General features: G+C 41.7%; 10 protein-coding genes. 9 read left to right on the top strand and 1 reads right to left on the bottom strand.

What is annotated here, in order from left to right:
• The 3 genes from HRU23_18175 to HRU23_18165 all read left to right on the top strand — a co-directional run bounded on the left by HRU23_18175 (nt 1) and on the right by HRU23_18165 (nt 4,142).
• On the top strand, nt 1-1,149 hold the full coding sequence (locus HRU23_18175; protein ID NRA56070.1) for a FecR domain-containing protein: 1,149 nt from the start codon (nt 1-3) through the stop codon (nt 1,147-1,149).
• Between the two features lie 170 nt (nt 1,150-1,319).
• Nucleotides 1,320-3,818, top strand: coding sequence for a TonB-dependent receptor (locus HRU23_18170; protein NRA56069.1), 2,499 nt, complete (start codon nt 1,320-1,322; stop codon nt 3,816-3,818).
• Between the two features lie 63 nt (nt 3,819-3,881).
• Entirely contained in the window at nt 3,882-4,142 is a 261-nt protein-coding gene (locus HRU23_18165) for a hypothetical protein (protein ID NRA56068.1), read from the top strand.
• Nucleotides 4,143-4,260: 118 nt separating this feature from the next.
• On the opposite strand, the gene HRU23_18160 is transcribed toward HRU23_18165, so the two are convergent.
• Nucleotides 4,261-5,955 carry a DUF342 domain-containing protein gene (locus HRU23_18160; GenBank protein ID NRA56067.1) on the bottom strand — a complete coding sequence of 565 codons (1,695 nt, stop codon included), beginning with the start codon at nt 5,953-5,955 and terminating at the stop codon, nt 4,261-4,263.
• A gap of 548 nt (nt 5,956-6,503) precedes the next feature.
• On the opposite strand from HRU23_18160, the gene HRU23_18155 reads away from it, so the two are divergent.
• The 6 genes from HRU23_18155 (at nt 6,504) to HRU23_18130 (ending at nt 12,662) form a co-directional block, all read left to right on the top strand.
• Nucleotides 6,504-8,375: a DEAD/DEAH box helicase gene (locus tag HRU23_18155; protein ID NRA56066.1), complete on the top strand. Its 1,872-nt coding sequence runs from the start codon at nt 6,504-6,506 to the stop codon at nt 8,373-8,375.
• 259 nt (nt 8,376-8,634) lie between these two features.
• Entirely contained in the window at nt 8,635-10,575 is a 1,941-nt protein-coding gene (gene thrS / locus HRU23_18150) for a threonine--tRNA ligase (protein NRA56065.1), read from the top strand.
• 3 nt (nt 10,576-10,578) lie between these two features.
• On the top strand, nt 10,579-11,121 hold the full coding sequence (gene infC, locus HRU23_18145) for a translation initiation factor IF-3 (protein ID NRA56064.1): 543 nt from the start codon (nt 10,579-10,581) through the stop codon (nt 11,119-11,121).
• Nucleotides 11,122-11,224: 103 nt separating this feature from the next.
• Entirely contained in the window at nt 11,225-11,422 is a 198-nt protein-coding gene (rpmI, locus tag HRU23_18140; GenBank protein NRA56063.1) for a 50S ribosomal protein L35, read from the top strand.
• Between the two features lie 25 nt (nt 11,423-11,447).
• On the top strand, nt 11,448-11,801 hold the full coding sequence (gene rplT, locus HRU23_18135; protein ID NRA56062.1) for a 50S ribosomal protein L20: 354 nt from the start codon (nt 11,448-11,450) through the stop codon (nt 11,799-11,801).
• A gap of 99 nt (nt 11,802-11,900) precedes the next feature.
• Complete coding sequence (locus tag HRU23_18130) at nt 11,901-12,662, top strand: Nif3-like dinuclear metal center hexameric protein (protein NRA56061.1); 762 nt, start codon at nt 11,901-11,903, stop codon at nt 12,660-12,662.
• Nucleotides 12,663-12,960 lie beyond the last annotated feature (298 nt).

The raw sequence follows: 12,960 nt of genomic DNA, 5'->3' as shown, positions 1-12,960 counted from the left end.
ATGAAAGAAAAGACCACGCATCAGAAAACGTCTAAGCAGACAGCTAGTGCTCTGCACCGTAATAATCAACGGGCAAGTATGCAAAGTATTGCCGAGCAAGCGGCCCAGTGGCAATTATTTTTAGATGAATGCCCCCCAGAAGAACAGGCACAAAACAGAAAAAAATTTACGGCATGGCAACAGTTAGATTCGCGGCATGCATTGGCGGCCGAGCGTGTAGAAAGCTTTATTAAGCAAGTAGCAATACTGAAACAACCCAGCCAACAGCAAGCTGGTAATCAGATCTATCATCAGCAGACTATTATGCCCGCGCGTAAAGCATTGCAAGCGAGTTTTAATCAAGCGACGCAACGTAAGGGTAAAACAATAGCAACAACATTATTAAGCCTATCGTTACTCATTAGCTTACCGGCAGCTATTACCTTGCAAAAATATCCGTTAAGTCATCTTAACGCCGACGTTATTGCCACTAGTGGAGAGTGGCAAAGCCATACCTTAGCCGATGGTAGCAAAATTACGCTTGCTGGGAAGGGGGCGATAGACATTGACCTCAATGCCGAGCAACGGGTGGTTACCCTTTACCATGGTGAAATTTATATTGATGTTGCTGCCGATGCTAATCGCCCCTTTATCGTTAAAACGCAATATGGTGCTATTCAAGCTTTAGGTACACGCTTTATTGTTAATCACCGTGGCGAATATCAAACGCAACTCACGATGCTTGAATCGAAAGTGAAAGTATTCTCAGTGAAAGGCAGCGCAACTAAGAATGCTGTATTAGATGATAGCGTTTCACCCATTATTAGCGCAGGCGAACAAATTAAATTAAACAATAGTGGTTTAAGTAACATCACCACTATTGATACCACTATGCAAGAGAACCGATGGCAGCATCATCAATTACTCGTGCATAACTGGTCGTTGTCTGAAGTACTTACCGAGCTTAATCGCTTTCATACCAGTTATATTCATTTTGATGCCGCCAGCTTGCAGCACATTAAAGTATCAGCGGTATTACCGTTAGATAAACCAGACCAAGCCTTAGCGTTACTAAACGCTAACTTTTCTACCATTGAAGTTAGCCAATTTACTCCTTGGTTAACTGTGGTTAAAAGTGTGGAAAAAAATGTAGATAAAAAAATTAATTAAATTTTTCTGCTTAATAACGATATTAAAAACTAGATCCGATTTCAAAACGCTATCAGCATAATTTCATGACATAAAATTAAAAAATAATTTCCGCTTTTGCTAAGCGGCTCGTCAATTAAGGTAAGAACTTTACTTAGCTATGTTGAAATTATTAGGAGTTTCTACTTTTCATGAAATTATTATCACTAACACCACTGGCAATTGCCATTCGCTATGCGTCGCTCGCTGCTGTTGCCGGCACAAGTTTAACGGTATCTGCCGCTGCTACGGTATCAACCGCTGAAAAAGCTCATCATTATACTATTCCTGCCAGCGGTTTATCGGTTGCTTTAAACCGTTTTGCTCAAAAGGCTAGTGTTTCAATTGTTATGAATGAAGCGCAATTAAAAAGCCTTAATACTCAAGGTTTACAAGGTCGCTATAGTATCAGCCAAGGCTTTGCCAAATTACTGAAAGGTTCAGGCTTTCAAGCAAAAAAAATAGCAGCTGGCTATACAATTAATAAAGCCTCGCAGGACGATCACAATGTCGCCGGAACTTTAGCATTAACCACAGTTGGCAATGAAGGCAGTTTTGGTGATGCGCCAGCAGAAGAGGGCGGTTTTAAAGCACAGTATCAAACCACCGCCACCAAAATGGCAATGTCGTTAAAAGAAACGCCACAGGCAATTTCGGTGGTAACCCGAGACTCTTTAGATGCTCGGCAGGTGATGGATTTAGCAACCGCTGTTGAGCTAACCGCAGGTACTAGCAATAGTGGAGACGGTGGTGGATCCTTTCCTGGGCCAGGGGCTTTTGCTGGCCGTGGCCAACATGAACAAAAATTCGTTTTACGTGGTCAACCGAGTGATGTTCGAACTGACGGTTTTAGAACTACTGGGATTTATGGCTCAAGCAGTGGTGTTGATATGGCCGTTTTTGAACGAGTTGAAGTAGTTAAAGGGCCGGCAGGTTTTTATGGTCAAGGTTCGTTAGGTGGCTTTATTAATCAGGTACGTAAAAAACCGCAAGCCGAATTTGCTGCAAGTGTGTCTGCTCATATTGGTTCTTTTGATAGTTATCGTACACAAGGCGACATCACTGGCGCGTTAACTGATGATGAAAATATCCGTGGTCAACTTACCATGCTGTATGATAACTCTGGTGCTTTTGTTGGCGATTTGGAGAGTGAACGATTTTTATTGGCTCCTAGTGTAGAGTTTATCGTAAATGAAAACACTCAGGTGTTAATGCAGTTTCTGTATCAAAAAGATCAATTTGATTCTTATCCGGGCGTACCGATGAACTTAGTCGGCAATGAACTAGAGTTATATGATGGGCTTTCATCTCGTACAACTCTCTATGGTAAAACCGGTGATAAATCAACGGTTGAAATAGCGGAAGCTAATGTCACGGTTAAACATCAATTATCCGATCAATGGTTAGCCAGTTTATTATTGCAAAGTGCCAAAAGGCAGCAAAATGTTGTGCAAGGGAATTCTGGCTCTGTTTATGATGGTTTTCTATATAACTCTAGTGATCGTGATGATTGGAATCGAGAAAGTTGGGCGGGAGAATTACGGTTAGAAGGTAGTTTTGAAGCTTTCGGGTTTGAGCATCAAGCTTTAATTGGGTTAGAAAAAAATGCTCAAAACAGACAACGTGAAAATGCCGCCTCATATACTTATATAGGTGATCCAAATACGTTTGATGGTGATTTTTCTGATTACCGATTTATCCCCGCTGAAGAAATGCCTACGGCTTTTGATAAAGATGAAAAAATAGAAAATCAGGCCGTTTATGCGCAGGTTATGTTGAGCGTATATGAACGTACAAAACTATTACTGGGCGCGCGTTATGATGATAATTACCAGCGCGTAATTGCATCTTACCCAACTGGTTTGGGTACCGCTTACAGGGATGAAAAAAACAATAAAAAATTAACATATCGCGTTGGTTTAACGCAAATCGTTAATGATAATATTTCAGCGTATGGTATTTATGCGACTTCATTTTTACCGACTATGTCAGCAGGAAAAGATGAGATTCTTGACCCACAAATCGGTGATGGCTTTGAGTTAGGCCTCAAAACCGATTGGTTTGATGACAAGCTTGCAGTCACGCTTGCCGCTTATCGACAAGAACTTGATAATCGGCCTATTACTGATCCTGAAAGTAGAACGGACGACTTGCAAGGCACCTATTCAATGTCTGCCGGTTTACACCGTACAGACGGGCTTGAATTGGAAGTTACCGGTTCGCCTTTCCCTGGCTTAACCCTTGCGGGAGCAGCTTCATGGATGGACAATGAATTTACCGAAGAAGGTGATAATCAAGGCTTATCAATTGATGGGTCAGTTGACCAACAATTTAGCTTATATGCTAATTATGAATGGCAACAAGGGCCGTTAACTGGTTTTTCGCTTGGCGCAACACTCGTCAGAGTTGGTGACAGAAAGTTCTTGAGTACTAACGCTCAATTTGAGACGGTACAAGCTAATCTAGATGGCTATCAACGAGTTGATTTAAATGTATCTTATACAGGCATAAAAAACTGGAATATGAACTTGTTGGTTCGTAATGTTACTGACGAAAATTATATCGATGCAGCAAATGGTAATTTATACACTGGCTATTATTTTGGTTCACCACGAGCTGCAATGTTTAAAGTAACTTATAATTTTGAATAAATAACAAATTAACGGGAAAAAGAACGAAAATAAAGGGTAGTCATAATTAAGATATTGATATCATTGTTGGTTATTATTAGTTGTGGCTGTCCCTTTTATGCTGCCTTTTATGCTTTATGTCGGTTTAATAACAAAAAAGAACAACAAAGTTTTGAAGAGATTGTTGAATACTGGGTGAAAGCACATTCAAAAATTGAAATTACAGTAATAGGGTTAATAAAAGATGTTATTAACCCTGTAAATAAAAGAAAATATCCAGACTCACCGGTAAATGGGTTTCTGAACTTTGGTTTGACTCTTGAGAAGCTAAACAGAAGTATTTAGCTCCCTGTTGGACTAAAACTTGTGAGTATGTAGCCAACATTTTCAAAAATGTAGCTGTTACCTATGCCAGCGAAATAAAGAAATATTAAACGATAGAACCAGATTAATCGTTCAATATCTAGGCTGGCTCCTTAACCTTTTCTTTGTTAACTGGGCTGATGAGCAGTTTACCTTTGGTTATCCGGGTAATGGTTTGTTTGTAACTTCTTTGGGTCGTTATTGTTTTACCGTCAATTTCAAATTGGACACCTTGTTGTAATATCCGTGCAGACTCAATACTTGCCTTGGCCAAAAATTCAGAAATCTCTTGGTCAGCGCTTAACTTCTGAGCTTGAATATTAACCACTACTTGTATTTTTTTATCAACATTGCGTTTTAACTGTTGCAAGAGTTGCTGCTTTTTTTCGCCGCTATCCAAATGGCCAACTTTTTCGTGAGCAGCCAGTAAACGTTTTAATAATTCATGCTCTTGTTGCAACAATTTATTAATCTTTTTCGCGTGTTGGCGCAACTCAGGCAGGGCACCTTCAATGGTGAGAGTGGTTTTGTTGCCTGAATTTCCCCCGAGTTCAACCGCAGAAATCTTTTGGCCAGCAAGCACTGAGCCTCCAGATAAGGTGCCTTTTGTGCCGGTGGCATTTGCTACCGTCACATTCCCCCCCGCCTGAACAGTACTGTGAAGAATATGAGTAGCGGCAATGACATCATCGCCGCTACTTATGTCACAATATTGAATGAATCTTGCGTTAACACTGCCGCCCGCTTTGATTGAACAGGTGAATTCATGGTCATTAGACTTGTCTTTCTTACCAACAATGCCATTGGCTACGGTAATATTGCCAGTGGCCTCAAGTGTTGCTGAGTTAACTGCACCGCCCACCGTTATATTGCCATTGGAAAACACTTTCAAACCTTCACAGACATCGCCCGAGATCAAAACGCTTCCTTCAAATCGAACGTTGCCAAAGCCAACATCAACGTTATCAATGACCAGCACATCGTCAATAGTGACACCAGCATCGAAGGGGCGGGGAATACCAACGCGAGCCGCAATTAACAGATCAGGGTCGGCGCTGCTAATCACTGTGCCGTCACCAATAACAAATTCGTGGAGCTGACCGCTTATCGGTGCTATCGGTTCACCTAATACGCTAATGCCTGGTGTACCCGGCGTCGGCGGATGGCGGCGGATAAGTTCAGTATCGAGCTTGACCGTTAATATATCGCCCAGTTCATGCATGTCGACCTTACCATGGCTGCCTTTTTTCGGTGTTAACGAGCGCTGCTCCATGGTGTCTACTAGTAACTCAAAACGTGAATCTTGACCGTCAATAGCTAAAGTACCAGAAAGAATATGGAAGCGACTTTTGGTGCCTGCTTCAGCCGCATTAGCAGCGGTTATAAACTCCTCTAAGCCGTCTTCGTGGATCGACTGAGTTAAATTGTGCTGGGATAAAACCACTAAAATATCTGAAATATCCACGAACTTACCGCAGTAAGGTGCGGTAATGGCTGCATACGCTTTCATTTCATCGTCAGAAAACTCGATATCGATTTTGGCGTTAATTTTCTTGACAATGACTAAGCTCTCGATTTGAGATTCATCGTCTTGCTGGTCAGACTCTTTGCTCGCTAAGTTGATTAAATCAGTAGCCTTGATAATATTATCATCGACTTTGAACCAATCTGAAACGTCACTACGGCCTATTAATTGGTATATTTCGACGGCCTTTATTTCACTTTCTCTTGATTGTATCTTGATTGAGACTTCGGTTTTGTCAGGTGACAATATCAGGTCGTCATCTGTCAACATAAGCTGATTTCCTATAAATTATCGAATTTAATGCATCGTGAACGAATTATGTTAGCGTAAATCGAACCAGAAAACTATGCGCTTTGGCAGAGAAATAACCTCAATAACATATTAATTGTCATAGTGATGTAATGGTTATGTCGTCAAGCAATATTGGGTTAATTACGATGAGATAGGTCGTGAAATAGCGCAATATGTGAGTTTATTACTGGCGGAACGAAGCTCGCGTGGGCAAAACGCTTGATTTAATCAATGACGTTAACCTTTCATACAATTTACTTATCGTAACGACTTGTTGTCTATTAACTTTAACTTCGATTCAAAAGTGACCGCTAATAGGTTGGAAATCAACCGGTTTGGTGGTTATGTAGTCGAATAATAAAAAACGGGTTAATTTTTGTTATTTAAGCTAAACTACAACTTAACAATATAGTGTGATCTGAACCAGAAAATCGGATTAATCACCTTTTTTATGCATATATAACTACCCTCTCAGTGTGATTGGGGTTATACTTTGCGCCCTTTTTTACTAGTCGGTACCCAATAATATGTCAGAAACATCCATCACCTTTAGCGACCTTGAGCTCGCAGAGCCACTTCACAAAGCACTTGCTGATTTAGGATACGAATGTCCTACACCAGTGCAAGCAGCGGCTATTCCGCCAATGCTAAAGGGCAAGGATGTCATGGCGTTAGCACAAACGGGTACGGGCAAGACAGCTGCTTTTGCATTACCTTTGTTAAGCAAAATCGATGTAAACTTATGCAAAACACAAATCTTAGTAATGGCGCCAACGCGTGAACTTGCTATTCAGGTAGCTGAAGCGTTTCAAGCTTACGCACGTTACATCAAAGGTTTCCATGTGTTACCAATCTACGGCGGCACTCCTTACCCGCTACAGATCAAAGCACTTAAACGTGGTCCTCAGGTTATCGTTGGTACTCCTGGTCGTTTATTAGATCACTTGAACCGTGGTACGTTGAAGCTTGATAGTGTCATGGCTATGGTACTTGATGAAGCTGATGAAATGTTGCGTATGGGTTTCATCGAAGACGTTGAAACAATGATGAAGGCTACGCCTGCTAGCAAGCAAACTGCTTTATTCTCTGCAACAATGCCTGATGCAATCAAGCGTATTGGTAACAGCTACATGAGAGAGCCTGAATTTATCAAGATTGAATCAAAAACGGCAACGGTTGAGAACATCGATCAGCGTTACTGGTTTGTTCGTGGTAATACTAAGATGGAAGCCCTAACGCGTATTCTTGAAACTGAGACTTACGACGGCGTAATCATCTTCTCTCGTACTAAAACGATGACAGTTGAAATTGCTGAAAAGCTTGAAGCTCGTGGTTACAGTGCTGCGGCAATCAATGGTGATATGACTCAGCAATTGCGTGAGCGCACGATTAACCGTTTGAAGAGTGGCGGTTTAGATATTCTAGTGGCGACTGATGTTGCTGCTCGTGGTCTAGATGTACCTCGTCTTGATTTAGTTATCAACTACGATATTCCATATGATGCTGAATCTTATGTTCACCGTATTGGCCGTACTGGCCGTGCTGGTCGTAAAGGTAGCGCTATCTTGTTCGTTGCTCCACGTGAAAAACGCATGCTTTTCACTATCGAGAAACTTACACGTCAAAAGATTACAGAAATGAACTTGCCGAGCCGTGATGATGTTGCAGCTAAGCGTATTACTAGTTTCCGTGAAACATTAGACGAAGTAATCAAGTCTGAAGATTTGACTTTCTACCGTGAGTTGAGCCAAAAGATTGCTGCTGAAGATGAAGCAACCGTTGAAGAACTAGCTGCTGCATTATTATTTATGGCTCAAAAAGACAAGCCATTAATTTTGCCACCTGAGCCAGTACGTGCTCCACGTCGTGATCGTGAAGAATTTGATCGTGATGCAAACGGTGGCCGTGGTCGTCAAGATCGTGGTGACCGTCCTAGTCGTGGTGACCGTCCTGATCGTGGTGATCGTCCTAGCCGTGGTGACCGTCCTGAACGTGGCGACCGTCCTGAGCGTAGTCGTCAACCTCGCAGCAATGTCAATATGGATACTTTCCGTCTTGAAGTTGGTCGTGATGACGGTATTCAAGTTAAAAATGTTGTTGGCGCAATCGCTAACGAAGGTAACTTAGACAGCCAATTCATCGGTGGCATTCGTTTACACGATAGCTACACTACTGTTGAATTACCTGCAGATATGCCAAAAGAGACTTTAGATCATCTTTACAAAGCATTTGTATGTTCTAAGCCAATGAAGCTAAGCAAAATGGCTTCTGGTACATTACCTGATAGCCGTCCACCACGTCGCAGTGCTCCACGTGACGACAGTCGCGGTGATAGCCGTGGCCCACGTGAAGGTCATCGTGGTCAGCGTGATAATAACCGTGGCCCACGTCGCGATTAAATCATAGCTAATAAATTGCGCTAACGCGCCATAAAAATGCCCACTTTAAGTGGGCATTTTTGATCAAGTAGCCTGATGATAAATTAACATTTGTTGCATTTTATCTAATGGGGTAGAATTAGCGCCCTAATTGACCCTCTACGTTTGATGGTCTGTGGAAATAGCGTGTATTTACGCCGTAAAATTCAGGCGATAAAGAGTATTAATAAATGATACAAGTGATCTTTGGTATAGATCACCACTGTTAAAAGGACGAATAATGTCAGAACAAAACCCAGTTACAATTACACTGCCAGATGGTAGCCAACGCTCTTTCGAGCAAGCGGTCTCTATTATGGAAGTTGCGATGGATATCGGGCCAGGTTTAGCCAAAGCCTGTGTTGCCGGTAAAATTAATGGCCAATTAGTGGATGCCTGTGAATTAATCACCGAAGATTCTACAATTGCCATCGTGACCGCGAAAGACGATGATGGGTTAGAAATTATTCGTCACTCATGTGCGCACCTTATTGGACACGCGGTTAAGCAATTATGGCCCGACGCTAAAATGGCGATTGGCCCTACCATCGATAACGGTTTCTATTACGATATCGACATGGACCATGCTTTATCAGTTGACGATCTGGCTAAACTTGAAAAGCGCATGAAAGAGCTGGCCAAGAAAAACTACGATGTTATTCGTAAAAAGGTTTCAGTTAGCGAAGCACGCGCTGTTTTTGAAGAACGTGGTGAAAGCTATAAAATTGAAATTATTGATACGCTAACACCGGATCAACGACCTGGTCTATATCATCACGAAGAATATATTGATATGTGTCGTGGCCCTCATGTGGCAAATATGCGTCACTGTCAAAATTTCAAAATTATGAAAGTAGCAGGTGCCTATTGGCGCGGCGACTCTAAAAACAAAATGCTGCAACGTGTTTACGGCACCGCTTGGGCAGACAAAAAAGCACTTAAGGCATACTTAAAGCGCTTAGAAGAAGCTGAAAAGCGCGACCACCGTCGTATTGGCAAGCAACTAGACTTGTACCATATGCAAGAAGAAGCACCCGGAATGGTATTCTGGCATAACGATGGCTGGACAATTTTCCGCGAATTAGAAACCTTTATTCGTGAAAAGCTAACTGAATATGATTACCAGGAAGTGAAAGGTCCACAGATAATGGATCGTTCAATGTGGGAAAAATCAGGTCACTGGGACAAATACAGTGATGGTATGTTTACCACCAGTTCAGAGAATCGTGATTATGCGATTAAACCAATGAACTGCCCAGGTCATGTTCAAATCTTTAATCAGGGTTTAAAATCGTACCGTGATTTACCGTTACGAATGGCTGAATTTGGTTCGTGTCACCGTAATGAGCCATCTGGCGCTTTACATGGTCTAATGCGCGTACGTGCGTTTACTCAAGATGATGCTCATATTTTCTGTACACCTGATCAAATTCTTAGTGAAGTCACTTCGTGTATTAAAATGGTTTTCGATTGTTATGAGACCTTTGGTTTTGACGATATTCGCATTAAACTTTCAACTCGCCCTGAACAGCGTGTTGGCAGTGATGAAGTTTGGGACAGCGCAGAAGCTTCATTAAGAGATGCTTTAATCGCCAATAACCTAGAATATGATCTGCAACCGGGCGAGGGCGCATTTTATGGTCCTAAAATCGAATTTACTTTGCATGATTGTCTAGGTCGTGCGTGGCAATGTGGTACAATACAGCTTGATTTCTCGATGCCTGAACGTTTAGACGCAACTTTTGTTGCTGAAGACAATGAACGGCATACGCCAGTGATGATTCACCGAGCAATTTTAGGATCTTTAGAACGCTTCATCGGTATTTTAATCGAAGAGTATGCGGGTAAATTTCCGACATGGCTTTCACCAACTCAGGTTGTGGTAATGAATATTACCGACAAACAGAGTGAATATGTCACAGAAATCGTTAATAAATTGAAATCTTTTGGAATTAGAGCCAAATCGGACTTGAGAAATGAGAAGATAGGCTTTAAAATCCGTGAACATACTTTAAAGCGGGTACCTTACCAAATCGTCATTGGCGATAAAGAGGTCGAAGCAAAAGAAATTGCTGTTCGAACTCGTAACGGTGTTGATTTAGGGAAAATGTCAATAGAGTCTTTCCTAGACACCTTACAAAACGAGATTAACAGCCGTAGTCTACAACAACTGGAGGAATAACTGATTAAAGGCGCAAGAAGAGGACAAGTGCAAAAAAAGAATTTGCACCAAATAAACGGTGAAATCACCGCAAGTGAAGTTCGTTTAACTGATGCTTCAGGAACACCTGTTGGTATTGTTACACTTCGCGAAGCTATCGCTTCTGCTGAAGAAGCTAATTTGGATTTAGTTGAAATTAGTCCAAATGCCGAGCCTCCTGTCTGTCGTGTAATGGACTATGGTAAATATATTTTCGAGAAATCGAAAAAAGACAAAGAACAGCGTCAAAAAAATAAGCAGATCCAGTTAAAGGAAATAAAATTCCGCCCTGGAACTGACGAAGGCGATTATCAGGTAAAACTACGCAACCTGAATCGCTTTATCGAAGACGGCAACAAAGTGAAAGTTACACTTCGTTTCCGTGGTCGTGAGATGGCACACCAAGGTTTGGGCACTAAGCTATTGAATCGTATTAAAGCTGATTTAGCTGAACTGACCAACGTGGAGTCTTTTCCTTCAATGGAAGGTCGCCAAATGGTGATGGTACTTGCACCGAAAAAGAAGTAGTTAAGGCAACTCAAGTTGCAAAATAGTGGCTTAGCTTGCTAAGCCACTATTTTTGTACGCCTTACTACCTACTATTAACCCAATGCGAAGTAGAAGAAATATAATGCCTAAGATGAAAAGCAACAAAGGCGCTGCAAAACGTTTCAAAAAAACGGGTTCTGGCGGCTTCAAGTTCAAACATAACCACCTTCGTCATATTTTGACTAAGAAAAGCACTAAGCGTAAGCGTCAATTGCGTGCTAAAGGTATGATCCATAAAGTGGACGTTCCTTCTATCAACCGCATGTTACCTTTCGCATAGTCGAAGTTATTGGAGAATTTGAAAAATGCCTAGAGTAAAACGTGGTGTAACGGCTCGCGCGAGCCACAAGAAAGTATTAAAGCAAGCTAAAGGTTATTACGGCGCACGTTCACGTGTTTATCGTGTAGCGTTCCAAGCTGTAACTAAAGCTGGTCAATATGCTTACCGTGACCGTCGTCAGCGTAAACGTCAATTCCGTCAACTTTGGATTGCTCGTATTAATGCTGCATCTCGCCAGAATGGTCTATCTTACAGCCGTTTCATCAACGGTCTTAAGAAAGCATCTATCGAGATCGATCGTAAGATCCTAGCTGATATCGCTGTATTCGATAAGTACGCATTTAGCGTTCTTGTTGAGAAAGCGAAAGCTGCTATTTAATTCATCTTTTTGATTTAAAGTGAAAAGGAACCTTCGGGTTCCTTTTTTTGGTTTAAAGCAGTTACAATACTCATTATATATTTAATCTAGAGTGTTGTTATGACTGTTACCCGAAGCCAATTATTGGCTTACTTAGACCAAACCCTTGCCCCTTCAAAAATAAAAGACTATTGCCCTAATGGTCTGCAGGTTGAAGGTACTGACAGTATTACCAAAATTGTTACTGGTGTAACCGCCTCACAAGCCTTAGTTGATGCCGCTGTCGCTGCTGGCGCAGATGCTTTATTGGTTCATCATGGCTATTTCTGGAAGGGCGAATCACCCGTTATTACCTCGCTTAAACGCAATCGTATTAAAGCCTTGCTTGATGCCGACATCAACCTTATCGCTTATCACTTACCGTTAGATATTCACCCGACCTTGGGCAATAATGCGCAATTGGCTAAATTGTTTGGCATTGAAAATACTACGGGCTTAGAGGCCGGTAATCCACAAAGTGTCGCGGTAAAAGGTAACTTAATAACGCCAACGACCGTAGCCGAGTTTGGTCAAGTGATTGAGCAGCAACTTGGTCGGACACCACTGATTGAAGGTGCTAACGATAAATTGATCAAAACGGTTGCTTGGTGCAGTGGCGGTGGCCAAAGTTTTATTGAAATGGCTGGAGAGCAGGGCATTGATGCCTTTGTTAGTGGTGAAGTGTCAGAGCAAACGATTCATTTAGCGCGTGAATATGACATTGCTTTTTTTGCCGCCGGTCACCACGCCACTGAGCGTTATGGAATCAAAGCCTTGGGGCAACATTTAGCCAAACAATTTTCAGTTGAGGTTGAATTTATTGACATTGCCAACCCGGCTTAATATTTTATGATTGAAGTTTTTCAGCAAATTGTTATGCTAGTTTAAAGATTATACCAATTGCATTAAATTTATGACCTAGTTGTGCGTGGAGACAATTAATTTAGACAAGGCGCTCGATTGAGTAATAGTAAGCTATTAGGAATGAGAGCAACGCAGGCTAGATGGGTTTGATCAAGCACCGATGATCACTTAATTAATGAGATTGGTATTAGCCCTGTGATCATGGACATTCACCGGGTTAATCAATTTAATACCAATTCCGTTAAATTATCAAAATTGGTATAAGTTGTGGTTAACC

It is taken from the genome of Gammaproteobacteria bacterium (genome assembly GCA_013214945.1).
Taxonomy (GTDB): domain Bacteria; phylum Pseudomonadota; class Gammaproteobacteria; order Enterobacterales; family Psychrobiaceae; genus Psychrobium.
This window is presented reverse-complemented; position numbering and strand designations above follow the sequence as displayed.